Annotated in this window: 16 protein-coding genes; 13 read left to right on the plus strand and 3 right to left on the minus strand. The window is 56.1% G+C overall.

What is annotated here, in order from left to right; genetic code table 11:
- Positions 1–76 precede the first annotated feature (76 nt).
- The 5 genes from E4K64_RS09525 (at position 77) to E4K64_RS09545 (ending at position 5,413) form a co-directional block, all read left to right on the plus strand.
- Positions 77–874, plus strand: a complete 798-nt coding sequence (locus tag E4K64_RS09525; protein ID WP_135163263.1) for a sugar phosphate nucleotidyltransferase — start codon at positions 77–79, stop codon at positions 872–874.
- Positions 871–1,524 (plus strand): PIG-L deacetylase family protein, encoded by a 654-nt coding sequence (locus E4K64_RS09530; protein ID WP_135163264.1) that lies wholly within the window; start codon positions 871–873, stop codon positions 1,522–1,524. Before E4K64_RS09525 ends, E4K64_RS09530 begins: the two co-directional genes overlap by 4 nt.
- Positions 1,525–1,589: 65 nt before the next feature.
- Complete coding sequence (locus tag E4K64_RS09535; protein WP_135163265.1) at positions 1,590–3,077, plus strand: lipopolysaccharide biosynthesis protein; 1,488 nt, start codon at positions 1,590–1,592, stop codon at positions 3,075–3,077.
- Positions 3,078–3,108: 31 nt separating this feature from the next.
- Positions 3,109–4,260 (plus strand): hypothetical protein, encoded by a 1,152-nt coding sequence (locus tag E4K64_RS09540; RefSeq protein WP_209311952.1) that lies wholly within the window; start codon positions 3,109–3,111, stop codon positions 4,258–4,260.
- Positions 4,208–5,413: a glycosyltransferase family 2 protein gene (locus tag E4K64_RS09545; RefSeq protein WP_135163266.1), complete on the plus strand. Its 1,206-nt coding sequence runs from the start codon at positions 4,208–4,210 to the stop codon at positions 5,411–5,413. The genes E4K64_RS09540 and E4K64_RS09545 overlap by 53 nt, the downstream gene beginning before the upstream one ends.
- A 32-nt stretch (positions 5,414–5,445) precedes the next feature.
- Here E4K64_RS09545 and E4K64_RS09550 read toward each other — a convergent pair whose 3' ends face one another.
- Positions 5,446–6,525 (minus strand): hypothetical protein, encoded by a 1,080-nt coding sequence (locus E4K64_RS09550; RefSeq protein WP_135163267.1) that lies wholly within the window; start codon positions 6,523–6,525, stop codon positions 5,446–5,448.
- Positions 6,526–6,558: 33 nt separating this feature from the next.
- A complete protein-coding gene (locus tag E4K64_RS09555) occupies positions 6,559–7,929 on the minus strand; it encodes an O-antigen ligase family protein (RefSeq protein ID WP_135163268.1) in 1,371 nt (456 codons plus the stop codon).
- Between the two features lie 134 nt (positions 7,930–8,063).
- Here E4K64_RS09555 and E4K64_RS09560 point away from each other — a divergent pair, with 134 nt between their 5' ends.
- From E4K64_RS09560 to E4K64_RS09590, 7 genes are all read left to right on the plus strand, one after another.
- Positions 8,064–8,858, plus strand: a complete 795-nt coding sequence (locus E4K64_RS09560) for a hypothetical protein (RefSeq protein WP_135163269.1) — start codon at positions 8,064–8,066, stop codon at positions 8,856–8,858.
- Between the two features lie 59 nt (positions 8,859–8,917).
- Positions 8,918–9,910 (plus strand): glycosyltransferase family protein, encoded by a 993-nt coding sequence (locus E4K64_RS09565; protein WP_135163270.1) that lies wholly within the window; start codon positions 8,918–8,920, stop codon positions 9,908–9,910.
- Between the two features lie 106 nt (positions 9,911–10,016).
- Positions 10,017–10,985 (plus strand): class I SAM-dependent methyltransferase, encoded by a 969-nt coding sequence (locus E4K64_RS09570; RefSeq protein WP_135163271.1) that lies wholly within the window; start codon positions 10,017–10,019, stop codon positions 10,983–10,985.
- 105 nt (positions 10,986–11,090) lie between these two features.
- Positions 11,091–11,843, plus strand: a complete 753-nt coding sequence (locus E4K64_RS09575; protein WP_235884626.1) for a class I SAM-dependent methyltransferase — start codon at positions 11,091–11,093, stop codon at positions 11,841–11,843.
- A gap of 199 nt (positions 11,844–12,042) precedes the next feature.
- Positions 12,043–12,858: an FkbM family methyltransferase gene (locus E4K64_RS41865; RefSeq protein ID WP_167771908.1), complete on the plus strand. Its 816-nt coding sequence runs from the start codon at positions 12,043–12,045 to the stop codon at positions 12,856–12,858.
- On the plus strand, positions 12,822–14,030 hold the full coding sequence (locus E4K64_RS09585; RefSeq protein ID WP_135163273.1) for a glycosyltransferase family 4 protein: 1,209 nt from the start codon (positions 12,822–12,824) through the stop codon (positions 14,028–14,030). Before E4K64_RS41865 ends, E4K64_RS09585 begins: the two co-directional genes overlap by 37 nt.
- Complete coding sequence (locus E4K64_RS09590; RefSeq protein WP_135163274.1) at positions 14,020–15,057, plus strand: glycosyltransferase family protein; 1,038 nt, start codon at positions 14,020–14,022, stop codon at positions 15,055–15,057. The genes E4K64_RS09585 and E4K64_RS09590 overlap by 11 nt, the downstream gene beginning before the upstream one ends.
- A gap of 222 nt (positions 15,058–15,279) precedes the next feature.
- Here E4K64_RS09590 and E4K64_RS09595 read toward each other — a convergent pair whose 3' ends face one another.
- Positions 15,280–16,137, minus strand: a complete 858-nt coding sequence (locus E4K64_RS09595; protein WP_135163275.1) for a phosphatase PAP2 family protein — start codon at positions 16,135–16,137, stop codon at positions 15,280–15,282.
- An 875-nt stretch (positions 16,138–17,012) separates the two neighbouring features.
- Here E4K64_RS09595 and E4K64_RS41870 point away from each other — a divergent pair.
- Complete coding sequence (locus E4K64_RS41870) at positions 17,013–17,201, plus strand: IS66 family transposase (protein ID WP_430642484.1); 189 nt, start codon at positions 17,013–17,015, stop codon at positions 17,199–17,201.
- Positions 17,202–17,276 lie beyond the last annotated feature (75 nt).

The following is a 17,276-nucleotide window of genomic DNA, read 5'->3' on the forward strand; positions in this document are numbered from 1 at the left end:
ATTAAATAGACGACTGCCCCGCTTGTAGCCATCTGCCGCGATCGAAAAGGCCGGCAGAAATATGGGAATCGCTGCCATGAAAGTCGTACTGTTCTGCGGGGGCCTCGGAACCCGCATACGAGAATATTCTGAAAGCATTCCGAAGCCCATGGTGCCGGTCGGACAACACCCGATGCTCTGGCACGTTATGCAATATTACAGCCAGTATGGTCACCGCGATTTCATATTGTGTCTCGGGTACAAAGCCAACGCGATCAAGGAGTATTTCCTGAACTCGGATCGTTGGGCTCACAGCGATTGCGTTGTTTCCAACTTCGGCAGGAAGGTTGAGGTCATCGGCGAGCAGCCACCAGATTGGCAGGTGGCGCTGGTTGACACTGGCATTTGGCGAAACATCGGTCAGCGCTTGATGGCGGTGCGCTCTCTCGTGGAGAACGAGGATGTCTTTCTTGCAAATTACAGTGACGGTCTGACCGACGCGCCGTTACCTGAAATGATCGAGCGATTCAAGAAGAGTGGAATGGTTGGATGTTTTGTTGCCGTGCATCCTCCGTTCAATTTTCATCTTGCTGAATTCAACGGCGGAGACACCGTCAAGCGTTTGCGCTCTAGTCAGCAGTCCGAGATCTGGATCAATGGGGGTTACTTCATTTTCCGGAAGGAGATCTTCGACTACATACGTGAGGGCGAGGAGCTCGTGCTCGAACCCTTCAATCGCCTGATCGAGGACGGAAAACTTATGGCATACAGGTACGAAGGGTTCTGGCGCGCGATGGATACGCTGCGGGATCGCCAGGTTCTTGAGGAGATGATCGAGCGCGGCGAAATGCCCTGGAAGGTTATTCCGGAAGCGCGCACGCAGGCGGCTTCATGAAGGGCTTCCGACTTGCCGCGCCCGGAGAGCGTCTCTCGATCCTTTGTCTCGGTGCGCACTCGGATGATATCGAAATAGGTGCCGGTGCGACAATTCTGAATTTGATTGCGCGTGGCGTTCGGCTTGACGTGCATTGGTGTGTACTTAGCGCGCCAGGTGAACGTGAGAGTGAGGCGAGGGCGTCTGCTGCAGAATTTGTGTCCGAAGCCGCTCGTTCTCAGATTGAAGCAATGGCATTTCGAGACGGCTTCTTTCCGGAGCAAGGTGACGAGATCAAGGAGTGGTTTGAGTCGTTGAAACGACGCGTCGAGCCGGATCTGATCCTGACGCACCGCGGAAACGACGCCCATCAAGATCATCGTCAGGTGTCGCGTTTAACCTGGAATACATTCAGAGATCATCTCATTCTCGAGTATGAGATTCCTAAATGGGATGGAGACCTCGGTCGACCGAATATGTATTCGCCCGTTTCGGCTGGAGCATTGCAACGGAAGATCGATCTGCTGATGTCGCACTTTGGAAGCCAGCGTTCCAAACAATGGTTCGATCCTGAGGTCTTCCGCGGTCTAGCGCGGCTGCGGGGCATGGAATGTCGGGCGCCGGAAAAATATGCTGAGGCATTTGTGGCGAATAAACTCACCCTGTGGTGACAAGGCGTTGGGGAAGCGTGTTCCAAAAGCGAGCCGATGCCGAACTCTCTCTACCGGGGATTGGAATGGACAACCTCAAGGGGATGATGATTCGCGGCGGCGTGGTGCGGCTTGGAGGCCAAGCGGCGAATTTCGCTCTTCGACTTGGTGTCATGGCAGCCCTCGCGCGCCTGCTGGACCCGCAGGATTTCGGATTGGTTGCGATGACAACGGCCGTCACTGGGGCTCTTCAACTCTTCACAACGGCAGGATTGTCGTCGGCCACAGTCCAGAAAGAGACTGTCACCAATGAACAAATGTCGACATTGTTTTGGGTCAATCTTGCGGTCGGAATGATGCTCGCGCTCATCTGCGCGGCAGCCGCACCTGCTCTCGTGGAGTTCTACCATGAGCCTCGTCTGTTTTGGCTGACTGTCGCAGCAGGCTTTGGATTTTTCCTGAGCGCCGTAGCAGTGCAGCATTCAGCACTGCTTCAGCGTCAACTGCGGTACACAACGTTGACAGCCATTGAAGTGCTCTCACAGGCGGTAAGCGTTGCTGCCGGAGTTGCTATGGCCTTCTACGGTTTGGCATATTGGGCCATTCTAGGAATGACGCTGATTTCGACTGCGGTCTACATCGTGTGCGTATGGGTCGCCGCGGGGTGGATTCCCGGCCCACCGCGCCGGACTGCCGGTGTCCGTGGCATGTTGAGTTTTGGTGGGATAGTCACCTTGAATTCTCTCGTAGTGTACGTGGCCTACAATTTCGAGAAGTTGCTTCTCGGCCGGTATTGGGGAGCCGATGCTCTTGGGATCTACGAACGAGGATATCGGCTTGTCAATCTGCCAACGGCAGAGCTCAACGGAGCGATTGGAGGCGTCGCGTTTTCAGGATTGTCGCGGATTCAGAGCGATTTGCCTCGACTGAAGAGCTACTTCCTGAAGGGCTATACCGTCGTCCTGTCGATGACGCTACCCATCACGGTATTCTGTGCCGTGTTCGTGGATGACATCGTCGAGGTCGTGCTTGGTCCGAAGTGGAGAGATACGGCGGTCATTTTCCGCCTTTTGACTCCCACGATCTTAGTGTTCGGCATTATCAATCCCCTTGCGTGGTTGTTGTATTCGGCAGGCCTACAAGTACGAAGTCTGAAGATCGCCCTGGTGATCGCTCCTCTGGTAGGTGCGGCTTACCTCATCGGATTGCCGTACGGTCCGACGGGTGTCGCGTTCGCGTATTCCTCCGCGATGGTATTGTGGCTCATCCCCCACGTTCTTTGGTGTTTGCACGGCACGGTTATTTCCCCACGGGATATTCTTTTCGCAGCAGGCAGGCCATTGCTCGCAGGAGCGGCAGCGGCAGCAGTAGCTTTCGGAGCTCAACTCTGTCTTGGAGGTTCAGATTCGCATCTCCTGAGGCTCCTTCTTGGAGGCTGCACTATCGTCGCAACCTATGTCTGGATGCTGCTGTTCCTTATGGGACAGAAGACAGTCTACTTCGATCTGTTGAAGGAACTGCAAGGCGCACTTTCCACGAAAACTCACGAAAAAAGCGCGGCTAAGGTTCAATAGCGGACGACGGCCGCCGCCTTTGGAGGGCAAGATGACTAAGCTGCGAGCGGGCGACTGGGTAGAAGTGCGGACAAAAGAAGAAATCCTTGGAACGCTCGACAGCAGTGGTCGCTTCGAGGGGCTCCCGTTCATGCCGCAAATGTTCAAGTATTGTGGTAAGCAATTCAAGGTCTACAAGCGTTCCCACAAGACTTGTGACACCGTCACAAACACCGGTGGCAGATGGCTCCCGAACGGTATCCATCTTGATCTACGATGCGACGGTGAGGCGTATGGTGGCTGCCAAGCTGCATGTCTCATTTTCTGGAAGGAGGCTTGGCTCAGGCCCATCGACGAAAGCGAAGACGGTGTGGTGATTTCACCAGATCGTCGGAACGAACGGGTCAGACAAGGCAAAGGCCAATGTACAGAGGAAGACGTCCTTCGGGGGACGCGTATCGGCGATAGTGCCGCGGATGCAGAAATCCGATACTCCTGCCAGGCAACCGAATTGCCGCGCTTTACCACGTTGGCTCGATGGTGGGACGTCAGGCAGTACGTGGAGGATTATACCTCCGGGAACGCCAGCTTGGGACGGATCGCACGCGGATTCGTATACCTGGCCTACTGGCATCTTGCACTCGCCAAGAGGGCACGACTGGGTCACGTTTCCCGCCTGGCTTACGACTTCTTCCAGGAACTGCGGGGCGGCATTCCGTTTCCGCGGTGGAAGGGAAAAATACCACATCGGCATCAGACTCCGACTGTCACCTTGAACCTCCAGCCTGGTGAATTGGTGCGAGTGAAGACTTACAAGGAAATTCTCGCGACCGTCGATGCCGAAAACATAAATCGAGGCATGGCTTTTGATGCGGAGCTGGTCCCGTATTGCGGCGGCGTCTACAAGGTTAAGGCACAGATGACTAGATTCATCGATGAGAAGACCGGAAGGATGAGGTCACTCAAGACGCCGGCTGTGATCTTGGAGGACGTTTGGTGCAGGTCTCGATACAGCAATTGCAAGATGTTTTGCCCGAGGAGCATCTACTCCTGGTGGCGTGAAGTATGGCTTGAAAGGATTACTGAAACGCACGAGCGGGGACTCGCAGCTGATGGTCGTTTGAAGGAGAGATCGCGATTGGAGCTAGTTGATGGGCCCCATGCTACTTCGGATGCCGGAAAAATCGGAGCAATGGAACATTGATCGGTCGTCAGTGATCGCCACCGATGGAATGACACAGGTTTTCGAGTTCGCCATGCGAGTTTCAAGCGAGATCGAGAATTCATCCTCACCCGTCAGTCTGCAGCGGTCGGAAGCTGAAGAGTCCATCGCGGGACCGGATCCTGTCTCGCGGTGGACCGACCCTCTGGTGACCATTGCAATTCCCACGTTCAATCGAGCTACGTGGTTGCGGGATTGTGTTCGCCTGGCGCTGAATCAATCGTATCCACATTTCGAAGTGCTCGTGTCAGACAATGCGTCGATCGATGAAACTGCCCTGGTCCTGGGCCAATTCAATGACGAAAGACTACGGGTCGTGCGTCAGCCCAAGAACATAGGGGCGACCGCAAACTGGAATGCTTGCGTGGCACAGGCGAGAGGTGACTATATCGTATTTGTTCCAGACGACGACAGAATTGCGCCGTGGCTGTTGGAACGATGCCTTTCGCTGATCCGTAGAGAGCCCGAACTACCGATCGTGATGGCATTGGGTGAGGCCCGGATCGTCGCGTCGGGGCGCAACCTGCCACCACAGGCTAGTCGAAATCTGACGACTGGAATCTGGGACGGCGTGGATGTCCTTGATGAATATCTGAAACGGCGGATCATGGTGCAAGGTTGCACCACGCTGCTTCGTACCGAGAGACTCCGGGCCTGGGGAGGATTCCCGGCAGGATGGCCGTTCGCGAGTGATCTTTCAAGGCATCTCCCATTGCTGCTGGAAGGCAAGGCAGGTTTTATAAATGAATGTTGTGGCTCCTATTCCCTTCACGATGCCACGCAGACATCTCGGCTAGCTCTCGAGAGCCACCTGGAGGATCTCAAGAAACTGATTGATCTTATATCGCTCACGGCGGAGCGCAGAATCGGGAATGAACGAAAGCGCGTTCAATTGCAATTGCGAGCCAGACATTTCCTGGCCCGTGAGGCCGTCGGGATCATTGCCTCGTATCGCAGAAGGGGCACTCGGTTTCGCGAACTTCTTCCAGTGTTGAGGCAACGGGGCCACTACCTGCTGGCCCTGCGGGGTCAGGACACTTTCGCGCTCATGGGACTGGCCTGCTGGCTGCTTCTCCCGGCACCGATTATTGGCAGGCTCCGCCGCCTCAAGAGGAAGCTCATGTCAAAGGCGTAGCAGCCGCGTCGGATGTTGAGTGATGCGCGAAGTCACGGGCGTGAGGGTTTCGGCTTCGGCCTTGTGGCGTCCTGGACGACCCGCCCGGTCACCATGTTTATGTTGTTTGTGAAAACGGTCTTCGCGTAACGGTCGTTTGGCCCGGCTGCCGGATAGTTAAAGCCAAAGGCCTTTGTCACATCAAAATAGTTGTCATGCGTAGAGAATATCCCGGACAGATTGGCGGCGTCGGTGCCCGGACCGGATACCGACATCCAGTAGGTGACGCTGCCGATCAGGGTATTGCAGCCAAACTCGCCCGAATTAGTGTTATCGGCAATGAACCCCTGAGTGCTGCCGCCATTCTGGACCGCGGTGTTGTAAAGGATGCGGGTCGCTTCCACGGTCGGCCCGTAAACCTGCAGATAGTCCCCGTGGGTCCCTGGGCCGCGCATTCCCGCCTGTTCTAGTAAATTATACCGAATGATGATGTTGCCGCCGTCTCGGCCATGCCGGCCGATCAGATCGGAATTGGAATTCTTCAGCCACGAATACTCGATCGTGAGGCCGGGCCCTTCCATTTCGATCAGGAATTCGGCACGTCCGCCCCCGCTCAGGCCGTCAATGATGCAGTTGATGATGCGCAAATTGGAGGCGGACGGTGTGCCGCTGATGACACTACTCTGCGGACCGCCTGGATTCAGACCGTCGAATTTCGAGTTGATCAGGCTGGTGTTTGCTGCCGTAGTCACAACGGACCAGCCGCTGAAATCATAACCATCGAGCGCAACATCGTCGCCTGTCACCGTGATGCTCTTCTGAGCCAGGTCGAGCGAAACGCCTTCCATCGAGATCTTTGCCGGATCGTTGATAGGAGTATTCGTCGAATAGCCAACGCAATAATCAACACCCGCTACCCTCCACTCCGGACGGACTCTGTATTTGGTCAGGAGAGACGGATACTGAATTGTACAAGCGGGCGCGTGGCCGGAGCCGTCGTCGTGGGCTGGCTTGTCGACTGCAGAGCGCTCCGGCGCGGGCATATCTCCGGAAGGGACGTTTTGCGCCTGGCTAGCGACTATCGACCAAGGCAGCGCGAACGCGAGAAGAGGTTTAATATAGCGCGCTGTCATGGGGGAAGCAGGAGCCTTGCCCGGCGAGGTTCGTTACCTAGACGCATAGAATCCCCGAGTTACGTGCCCGACGGTGAGGTCACGATCGGCGCTAGCCGTCACTTGGCGATAGAGCACTAGGCTTTCGGCTGCCGCGACGGAGTCCTCCTTTAGCGACGCGCGAATGCCGATCCAAATCCCCCAAAGTATCCAGCTGTTGTTCCAATAATGGACTGTCAAGCCCACGAACATGAACATTGCGAGGCCCAATGTGAATGCCGTACGCATATTCCTCATATGGGCATCAAGGCCGTGCGGAATGCTGGCGGTCCGCCTGGACGGAAAGAATGCTGCAATATTCGCTAGCAGAATAAATATGACCAGTGGGATACCAAACCGGAGCGCCAAGGTCAGCCAAACACTGTCGACTGAGGCGTTGCCAAAGAAATCATCAGGGGACGCGTACGAGCCGAATCCGTACCCTACATAAGGAGAGAGATCGATATAGTAGCTGGCGCTTTCCCAAGTCGCGACGCGGAAATATCCGGTAGCTGGGTCGAGCGTCAGGTTTGCGACGATCCAAGAGAATGGCTTGTTAGCGGCCAGAAATACGATTCCAAGGAACATGAAAAGGCTTGCCACCAAGGCGTGCCATCTCCAGCGTTGCCCTAGCAGCATCTGATCGTAAAAATAGACGGATAGTACAATCCCGAATGCCATCAGCGGCGCCGAAGACATTGATAGGACACATCCAAAAAGGCACAGCCCGCAATACAAAGTTCGACCAAGGAAGCTGCGCTCCGAGTACAGAAAGATGGCGCCGACGACGGCGCAGAATGAGCCGAATAGGATCGCGTGAGGAAATGTTGAGGTCGCTCGCAGCAAGCCGTAACGATATTCATAGCCCGTGCTCTGCAAGCCCATAAGGGCTGCGACGACATTGTGCCGGGTGAGATGCTCCAGGACCGCAACAGCAACGATCGCTGCGGTAACAGGCTTCAGGACTCGAACAAAAGTCTCCAACCCCTGGCGCCCAAAAAAGTAAGCGCGAGCTACGATGTAGCCGCCGGAAAATTCGAGGACGAGAGCGGCCGCGGAAGACCACCCTTGATCGGTTTGCAGTACCGCCACGAACATCCAAGCTGACGCAGCGCATACGAAGAAATCCGATGCGCATAGCCGTCGCCCTCTTTGAAACAGCTGGGCCAGGGCAGGAACCATCAGCAAGGAGATTGCAATCCGCGCCGGAATGAACTTGGCACCCCCCACGTACATCGTCATGTACGAGGGCATGGCGCACCCGAGCAACAGCAGCCATGCCACCCATCTATTTGAACCCGTCGCGATTTTCCTTTCAAGCGCACCGGCCTGGAGCAGCGGTCCACTTTCCGCCAGGCCGGATCCATTGAGGCCGTAGGACGACATGAGCCCTTCTCGATCCGAAACATTAATTTAGGTCAGGGTATATATTATTTAATGTCGACTGCCAAATAATATGTTGATAATAAATCTTGCGGCTGTATATTTAATTTAATTGGCCGTGCGGCCGAAGGTGGGAAATGACCTGTTCGATAGAGGTTTATTGCGTCGCCAACGAGCAAGCGACACTTGCTCGAAATCTGAACCGATCTCCAGAACTTGCGGACAACCGTATTAAGGTTTCCGTTATCTGGGGGGCCACCGCCGCATCAGCGGCATATCACCAGGCGATCGCGGCGGCCAAGTCGGATATCGTCGTATTCGCCCATCAGGACGTTTATTTTCCCGAGGGCTGGTTTATGGCGCTGCGGGCAGCTTGCGAGAGATTGAATTCGATTGACCCGTCATGGGCTGTCGCCGGAATCTGCGGCATGACGCCCGACGGAGAATTCGTTGGGCATTTGTGGGATTCCGGCCTGGGCACCGTATGCGGCGGGCGATTTGACCGAGCCCGCCCTGCTGCGAGTCTCGATGAGGTCGTTTTGATCGTGCGCCGGGCCGCGGGCATTCTGTTCGATCCGAGCCTGCCCTCCTTCCACCTGTACGGAACGGACATCGTGCTGGAGGCAAGGAGGGCCGGCATGAAGTCCTACGTGATCGACCTGCCGATTATCCACAATAGCAAGGCAACTCTTCGTCTCGACCGCTCCTACCTGGCTGCCTACCGCTTCATGACTCGGAAGTGGACGGCGCAACTTCCTTGGCCGACGGTGATCGTTCAGTTGACCAGGAATCCCCTGCCGCTGCTGCTTCGTCGTCTCCGGCTGAGATACAGGGCGATACTGAGCGCGCCCACGCTAAACCCCAAGTTCGAGTGTCCTGAAGCAAAGGCGAGGGAACTGGGATTTGCACAAGCAAGTGAGGATGCCATTTGACCGATTGCTTGAGTGGTGCCGTGCAGAGGCGGGACGATGCTGCTGGTAAGCAGCCTTCGATGACGATTGTGGTCTGCATCGAGTCAGGGATGCTGGAGCCACTTACGCTGCGCATGGTGGAGAGCCTTCGGCGCTTCGGCGGCCGCTTTGCAAACCTGGAAGTTATTGCCGTCACGCCTCGGTCTACTCCGGTTCTCACGCGAGAGACGCATCGCCGAATGGAGGAGCTTGGGATCAAGCATCTACGCGTCTTTCCCGATAATCCGTATGTCTGGCACCATTATATGAATAAGGCGGAGGCGATTGCTGCCGTCGAGAGCAGGGTCACAACAGAGGCGATTGCGTGGATCGACAGTGATATCCTGTTCTTGCGTGAGCCCAACGGACTTGAACTTCCTCCTGGGGTAGATTTCATCGCGAGCGCTCCGGATGCCGGTGTGATCGGGTCGGGGGGAGTAACCGATCCAAATGATCCGTTCTGGGAGCGGTCCGCTGCACTCATCGGAAGAGTTGCTGACGACCTTCCATGGCTCCAGACGGGCGATGGACACCGGATTAGGTTCTACTGGAACGCGGGCCTCTACGTGTATCGGCGCAACACGCGGTTCGGGAGGGAATTTCTCGCCGACTTCAAGACATTTCTTGACCGGCAAGTGGCCCGTACACACTCGCAAGTGCACTTCATGGATCAAGTCGTGCTGGGTTTGACGGTGATCCGGCTCGGGCTGGCTTGGCAAGCGCTCCCGGATTCAAGCAACTTCCCCCTGTGTAGCTATCTGCCGGGAAATTATGACGGGGCAAAGATAACGGGAGTAAGTGTACTGCACTTTCACGATTCCATGGAGCCGAGGCTCTGGAACAAGCTTCTGGAAACGCTCGTACCGGGACATCCGCAGATACGTGAATGGCTCGAGCATCTGGGCCCGGTCATCGTGCCATCTTCGATTCCATCCTCGCTGGCGCGTGAAGGTCTCCGAATGGTTCGGGGCGCACGTAGACGCGCCTACTATGCTCGGTCCGGCTTTATCAAAGCTTGGAGTCCGGCACGATGATGTCGACCGAATGCACAGATTGGGAGATTGAGACAGTGGGCCGCGATAACGACGTGACCTCGCAGGAGGGGCCAGGTCATGGTTCAGCGTCCAAAGGGAGAGAGTTGTGGGTATCGATCTGACGGGCCTCCGTGCGCTCAGCTTCGCGAACCGAGTCTATGGATTCGATTTTCGGAATACGGTCACTCTCGGAAGACATGAGATTCATTTCTGGAAGCAGGAATTTCATGCGGTTCGGAAGAATTCGAACCTCGCATACGATCAGTCGATTGCAGTAGGGTGCTACTGCGAGTCGCTCCTTCGCAAGCTTGGTGCCGAGAACATCGTCTCGATTGACGCATCAGCTTTCGAAGGTGCATCGCTTATACATGATTTCAATCTTCCGATACCGAGCGATATGCACGAAAAGTTCGATACGTTCCTCGACTTCGGGTCGATCGAACACATCTTTGATGTCGCGCAGGTGGTCGACAACATAGTGAACCTGGTCAGGCCGGGCGGACACGTCCTTATAGCGACGAACGCAAACGGCTTTCCCGCGCACGGCCTTTACCAGTACTCGCCCGAATTCTTCTACAGTCTTTTCAGTAAACGAAATGGCTTCGAAGATACCGCTATCTTCCTGATCAAGTCATCCCGCCCGATGAAGTGGCATCTGATTAGGCCGCCAGTGGCCCTCAACCGCAGGAATCAGATCCCCTTTGAAGAGCAGAAGGTGATGATGGTATTCTCGAGAAAGGTCCGCAGCGTTTCCGACTTGAGCGTGCAACAGTCAGACTACGATGCGACCTGGTCGAGCTTCGCTACTGGAAGTTGGGCCGCCTGGGATAGACAGAATATTCCGAGGTGGAAGAGCATGCTTCATGAGTTCATAGGTCCTTTCCTTTTTCGAAGCCTCTCGTATCACTTCAAATCAGCTCAGGCCCAGCGCAAATACCGGGCCGATCATATTGTCGTTGATCCCGACTCCGTGGACCCGGCGGACTTCGCGAGAATGATAGCGGATGCGGGAGTGCCGAAGCCGCCCTCAAGGGGCGAGATGAATCAGGCTGAAGGGGCAACGCAACTGCATTGATCGGCCCAGCATGCCAACGCGTTACGCACTGGGCCACAACCGGAGGTCTCCGGGCGAAGGTCTGGCCGCTTTTGGATAGACATAGTGACTGGAAGGGTTTGGAAGATGCGGAGCCTCGAACATGCGGTTGACCCCCGTGCTCCTTTGCTGAGCGATTTGAACAAGCAACGGGCCTTGGCGCCCGGAGCAAACATGAGCTGCTACTTTCATCATGTGCGTCAGGAGATACGACCATTGCTGCCGAGGACCGCAACGAACATCCTCGAGATTGGAGCCGCCTCCGGGCAGACGTTGCGGTGGATCAGAACGATCTACCCGGATGCAATGACGACCGGCGTCGAGATAAATGACGCGGTCGCAGAGGAACTTAGCCGCAATGCGGATGTGGCGATCTTGGGTAGCATTGATGAATGCCTACCTCGGCTCAAGAAGTATGATCTCATACTGTTGCTCGACGTCCTCGAGCATCTGGTCGAGTCGAAAGCTGTTCTGCAGAAGGTGCGAGGATTGCTCCAGCCTGGTGGTCACGTCGTGGTGTCTGTGCCAAATGTCGCGCATCTCAGTGTCGCGATTCCGCTTCTGTTCAAGCGCCAGTTTGAATATCAGGATGCGGGTATTCTGGACCGCACCCATCTCAGGTTCTTCGTCGAGGATACGGCGATCGGGCTCATGAACGACGCGGGTCTGAGAGTCTCGAAGGGTCTGATTTCCGGAATGCAAGGCTACAAGGCAAAGACGCTCCATCGTCTTTCGTTCGGCCTGTTGAAGCACCATCTGGCGAAGCAGTACATCATGCTTGGAGAGGCCATCGATGGCGAGGAACCTCAGAAGTCGCTTAGCTGGAAGATCGCCGAATGAGGCCGCTCGCTGACCGCGCTCGCATGTAGTGCGTCCGCGTACTATTGCACTTGATACGCCGAGGCGCACGAAAGGTTGGAGCGGTACTTGATCGTCGATGTGGCAGCCTCATCCTGCTTCAGGTGTGGAGTTGTGGCCGCCGCACAAAAAATATCAGAGGAATTGTTTGCCGTTCCCCAAGGATAGTGATCGAGCAACTATGAATTTGAAGGCAGTAGCCCGCTATCTTTATGCCAACGTTCCCGGCGTTGCGGCGATCAGGTTTGCTATTAAAGACAGTGTTGCGCCGTACTTCTTCAAGCCGGAGTTTCGCGGAGTTGGGTTGCTCGGCATCGGAGGCGCCTTGATAGTGGATGTGGGCGCGAACCGAGGCCAGAGCACTGCTGCGTTCAAGAGACTTGCGCCAAACTCCCGTATCATAGCCTTCGAGCCCGAGCCGCGGTCCGCGAAGCGACTCGCACTTCGCCATCGTCGTGATGACGCGGTGACAATTCTCGACTGCGCGCTTGGCTGCAGGTCCGAAGTTATCGACTTCTTTCTCCCAAGATACGGCCGATGGGAATGCGACGGAATGGCCGCGACTTCCTACGAGGAGGCGACGGCATGGTTAAAGAATCCGGGCAGGATGTACCGTTTCGACGCAAAGAAGCTAACAGTGCGAGAGCATCGGGTTACGTGCAAAGCGCTAGATTCTCTCGACTTGGCACCGGTTCTTATCAAGCTTCATGCCCAGGGAGCGGAGCTGGAGATCCTCAAGGGCGCGCAAGGAACGTTACAACAGCAGAGACCTGCATTGATGTGTGCGTTTGCCTCGCCAGCGATTACTAAATTCCTGTCTGACCTGGGCTATCGCCCCTACGTTTACGATCGGGGATGCTTTAGGTCGGGAACTGCACCGCTATCCGTAACCTTCACTTGGTACCTGACAGAGGCACACGTGAAAGGATCTCATCGAGCTAGGCGCAGGATGTTTTCAATTTGGAAAACTATGCGCCGCGGATGGCACCCAATCTAGACGGTCATACTACAGAGGTTGCATTGAGTGTCTCGACGGGCGTTTTGATGCCATTGCCGCTTACGGGCAAAGGAGTGGGCTACACCTGCGGCTCCCTCGCAGAGGCTATGGTCGATCAGAATTTTGGCGTGACGATCGTTACTCCGCGCAGCCGATGGCCTCTGCCCCTGGTGGAAGTGATCGAGGCCTTGCCCGCTTGGAAGCGGTACTTCCCATATGGCTGGGTGAAGAACAGCGCTGGCCGGAGCATGGAGGCTGCGTTCCTCTCATATCTGGATCGCTGTCGATCGCGCAGGTTGGCTGCCTATCTCTGGCCCAGCGCAAGCATGGAGTTGCTCCAGGAATTGAAACGGCGTGACGTCACGGTGTTTCGAGAGCAGTTCAATTGTCATACCAGGACCGCCAAGACAATTCTCGACCAAGCATACGGCAAGATCGGTGTGGCGCCCATGCATGGGATCACCGACGCGACAGTTGATCGCGAAGCCAAAATTCTGGAGGCGATGGACTACATATTCTGCCCGAATCAACCGGTCGAAAGTTCGTTGGTCGAGAACGGTGTGTCGAAAAGCAAATGTTTAGAAACATCATACGGCTGGGACCCAGTCCGCCTTTCGGGAAAGAACCAGCTGCTTCCCTCGAGCCACGGACTGACGGCGGTCTTCGTCGGGATCATTGGCGTACGAAAGGGAGCCCATTTGATCCTCGATTATTGGGCGAAAAGCAGGGTGACGGGCAGGCTGGTACTGGCTGGAAGAATGGAGCCAGTCATCAAGGAAAAATACAGCGACTTGCTCGCAAGGGAGGACGTGACGGTGCTTGACTATGTCGAGGATGTCGGGGCGCTTTATCGATCGGCTGACATCTTCGTTTTCCCATCCCTGGAGGAGGGGGGACCCCAAGTCACCTACGAGGCGTGCGGTTGCGGCCTACCGATCATAACGACCAGCATGGGCGCGGGACGGATCGTCCGAAATGAACGTGAGGGCCTGGTGCTGGATCCGTATGATGCAGCTGGTTGGATTACCGCTATTCGTCGGCTGGCGGAGGATACTGAACTTCGACAACGAATGTCGGTTGCTGCGCTTGAACATGCGGAGCGTTTTACCTGGACCGCGGTCGCTCGCAAGCGCCGCGAGCAGATAATAGGGCGTCTGGGCTATGGCAACTGATCGCGCCAAACTTGCGGTGCTCATCGTCTCCTATTGCAATCCGGATGATGTTGATCGGTGTCTGAAGTCGTTGGTTCATTCTGATTGGAAGGATTTCGAGGTCTTCGTCTGTGAGAACGGTGGGAAGGAGGCGTTCGAGCGGTTGGTGGCGGTAGTTGCCGGTCCAGGGCAAACGCTCCAGCAGCTGCACGGCGGCTCGGATATTCTGGATCAAGCGAGAGGAAGACTAGGCGCCGTCGAAAAATGTCGATTCCTGAGCCGGACAAATATCGTTCGGCTTGGACTTGCGGTGGATAATCTGGGCTATGGCGGTGGCGTCAACGCCTGGCTCGAGCAATTCCTTGAAAGCCCGGGCTGGGATGCGGTGCTCGTTCTCAATCCCGACACTGAGGTGGACAGTCGTTGCTTGTCCGAACTAATGGCGAAGGCTGCCGCAGGATTTGGTATGGTTGGTGCGACCTTGGTTTTCGATCACGTGCCGGATAAGATTATCAGCTACGGTCTTCATTGGTCGTCGACGACGGGCCGTGTCGTAGCAGTTGGTCGAAACGCTCCGGCGGGGAGTGCTCCGTCGCACGAGCAGATGTCTGAGATTGACGCGATCAGCGGTGCTTGCGTTCTGGTCACACGCGACTTCGTTGAAGAGGTCGGTCTGATGACCGAAGATTACTTCCTCTACATGGAGGATCTGGACTGGGGGCGTCGCCGTGACAGGCATCTGATCGGCTTTGCTGAACGAGCGATCGTACGGCACATCGGGGGCACGGCTATCGGTTCTGCCGTAGATCCGAGGAAACGCTCCTACTTGTCGGTGTATCTGTCTGCCCGCAATAGCATTGTCTACGCTCGCCGGGAGGCAGGATGGCGATGGGGCCTCCATTTTGCTTTCGGCTTGTTGTATGCGACCAGATATGTCGCCATGGGGGCTCCAACCGCCGCGAAGATCACGGTCAGGGGACTGATTGACGGAGCGCTGGGAAAGACGGGAAAGCCGGATGCTTCTCTCCGATTGCACGCGGTTGGCTAGAACTCCTGTCTGAGAATCCCGAGAACTGGGAACGCGCGCGGCAGCGGCTGGGAGAGGTCGTTCGTCCTTAACGTCGTGCAGATCGCTTCCAGCCAAGCCATGAAAGATGAGAGCAGGCCAGCGCCGCGGGCTTCCTTGATTCCGCAGTCGTATTGGCCAGAGGGTACCGATGTAGACTCGATATGACCGCGAACAAACTATCGGAGCTTCACGCTAGTGTGGCTAGCCCAACAATCGCACAAGATCTTTTCCGAGTTTCTGTAAACTAATGAACAACATGGACGCGTCACTCAAGAAAATGAACAGAAGTGCATGGACAATATACATGTAATCCCGAAATCGGATCAGCATGCGTTCGAATAGCTCTCGCGGGTATGGAATTACGTAGAAGAGTAAGACGCATGCCGGTCCTAAGACCAGCGAGCCGGCCACGTCGCTCGGATAGTGCCATCCGAAGATGACCCGCGGGACTGCTATAATGACGGCGACCCAGAGAAAGCAAAGTAGTCCGACCAATCGATTTTCTATGAGGATCAGTGTGGCTAGTGCAAAGAATAGTGTCGAAGTGTCGCTAGGGAACGAGTTTCTGCGGTCCCAATCCAAACTCCATCGCGGATCGGCTACATTCAAAGGAAGCGCTGGGTCCAGAAGCGGACGAATGTGAATGGCAAAATGAAATTGTACCCAGACGGAGAGAACGGTTGCAAGGCAAACCGCAATAATTCCGGTGAGCATCCGGCCGCGCCGTACTCGGTCATCGCCGGCGAACCACAACGCGAGGATTGAGAAGAAGATAGGAAATCCCCTGAACAGGGAATTGTTGGCAAGTTCCCATACGTATAGCGAGTCAGTTGCAGCGAACGAGTTGAGCCTGAGAAGGAGGTCCCGATCCCATGCGCCGCTTGCCGTCCCGCTGAATCTTGCCGTAAGAAGCTGCAATCCGAAAATTGTCGCGGCGAGCGCAATTGCTGGCGCGGCCAATGTTTTCGACAGCCTATCCCAGGCGGAGCGCGCGCCCTCCGTGGGCACGCTCGAGGTCACAGATGACCTCGTCTGATTCTTCGCGAGCTGCCGTTTCATGCGTATAAATTCCATTGACTCCAAGGCTATATTAATCCGTTGAACAAATAAATGGGGGATATTGTAGTTAAATATAGGGGTGGGGCTCGCGGGTAACGGTGGCTTCAAATGACCTGGAGCGGCAACACCGAAGCTGCTGTCCACGACAATGGCAGTCCCCAAGTTCTTCAGAGCACGACACGAGTAACGGGACGATTTGCTGCCGCTGGCGCAGGGCACATTCAGGCGAGGTGAAGACGTCGACGGAGAAGTGGTCAACCCCCCAAACCCTTGAAACGGGGGAGATACAGCACTCGCTCTCTTAGGGGTATCGTTCGGAGCGTGATCGCCAAGACAGCCCCAATGCAGGCACCAGGCCCGGCTAGGCCGATCGAAGGGGACCGAGGTCGACCGTCGCCTAGATCCTGGTCTCCGAACAAGGCGTCCGCCTGCCGTTCTACCAGCAGGGCGAATTGTGCCTATTGAGCTCGGCCCAGCGTTGACAGGACCGAGGCCAGGAGCATCGACCCGCGTCCGTTGCATGAGTGCCTCATCGGCAGGGATCAGCTATCCGCCGACGAAACGATGATGCCGGTGCTCAACCCCTGCCGTGGGCACCCCAAGACTGTTCAGCTCTGGATCTAGGCGGTGGACTACCGGCCATGGAGCTAGGCCGATCTGCCTCGCCTATGTCTTTCAACCAGCGTTCTGTTCGTGGCGCAGGCGGGGTAACTTCTTCGAACTTGCCACAGCGGCCGGGCTCCCGTTGTCGGCGAAGCGCTCAGGCCTGTCGAAAAGGGCATCGGTGGCCATAGCGCCGAAGAGCGCTGTTCGTTCGGCAACAGAACCGGCCGCTGGAGGAGGCTTTACAAGGGGGGGCTCCGTGCAGAGCTCGCATTGAATCAGCCAAAAGAGCAAGCTGGCGAGCCAACCGGAGCGCCCTGACGCGCTTCACTGAAGATGGCCGCATCGCGCTCGAGAACAGCGCGGTCGAGCGCTTCATCCGTCCGATCACGCTTTGGAAAATGCGCGGTTCGCAGGCTTCGACTAAGAAGCCGAGCACTGGGCCATCTTCGCCGCTGTAAGGTGAACGACTCGATCCCCTTGCCTGTCTGTCTAACACTCACCCGGATCGTCAACGGCCAAGCAACGAGATCGAT

The sequence above is a fragment of the Bradyrhizobium frederickii genome (assembly GCF_004570865.1).
Classification (GTDB): domain Bacteria; phylum Pseudomonadota; class Alphaproteobacteria; order Rhizobiales; family Xanthobacteraceae; genus Bradyrhizobium; species Bradyrhizobium frederickii.

Excerpts from the sequence above, each read along its gene's own strand:
- E4K64_RS09590 (WP_135163274.1), top strand. The coding sequence starts at position 14,020 with ATGGCAACTGATCGCGCCAAACTTGCGGTGCTCATCGTCTCCTATTGC.
- E4K64_RS09555 (WP_135163268.1), bottom strand. The coding sequence starts at position 7,929 with ATGTCGTCCTACGGCCTCAATGGATCCGGCCTGGCGGAAAGTGGACCG.
- E4K64_RS09530 (WP_135163264.1), top strand. The coding sequence starts at position 871 with ATGAAGGGCTTCCGACTTGCCGCGCCCGGAGAGCGTCTCTCGATCCTT.
- E4K64_RS09550 (WP_135163267.1), bottom strand. The coding sequence starts at position 6,525 with ATGACAGCGCGCTATATTAAACCTCTTCTCGCGTTCGCGCTGCCTTGG.
- E4K64_RS09565 (WP_135163270.1), top strand. The coding sequence starts at position 8,918 with ATGACGATTGTGGTCTGCATCGAGTCAGGGATGCTGGAGCCACTTACG.
- E4K64_RS09535 (WP_135163265.1), top strand. The coding sequence starts at position 1,590 with ATGGACAACCTCAAGGGGATGATGATTCGCGGCGGCGTGGTGCGGCTT.
- E4K64_RS09560 (WP_135163269.1), top strand. The coding sequence starts at position 8,064 with ATGACCTGTTCGATAGAGGTTTATTGCGTCGCCAACGAGCAAGCGACA.
- E4K64_RS09545 (WP_135163266.1), top strand. The coding sequence starts at position 4,208 with ATGGGCCCCATGCTACTTCGGATGCCGGAAAAATCGGAGCAATGGAAC.
- E4K64_RS09540 (WP_209311952.1), top strand. The coding sequence starts at position 3,109 with ATGACTAAGCTGCGAGCGGGCGACTGGGTAGAAGTGCGGACAAAAGAA.
- E4K64_RS09525 (WP_135163263.1), top strand. The coding sequence starts at position 77 with ATGAAAGTCGTACTGTTCTGCGGGGGCCTCGGAACCCGCATACGAGAA.
- E4K64_RS09595 (WP_135163275.1), bottom strand. The coding sequence starts at position 16,137 with ATGAAACGGCAGCTCGCGAAGAATCAGACGAGGTCATCTGTGACCTCG.
- E4K64_RS09575 (WP_235884626.1), top strand. The coding sequence starts at position 11,091 with ATGCGGAGCCTCGAACATGCGGTTGACCCCCGTGCTCCTTTGCTGAGC.
- E4K64_RS41865 (WP_167771908.1), top strand. The coding sequence starts at position 12,043 with ATGAATTTGAAGGCAGTAGCCCGCTATCTTTATGCCAACGTTCCCGGC.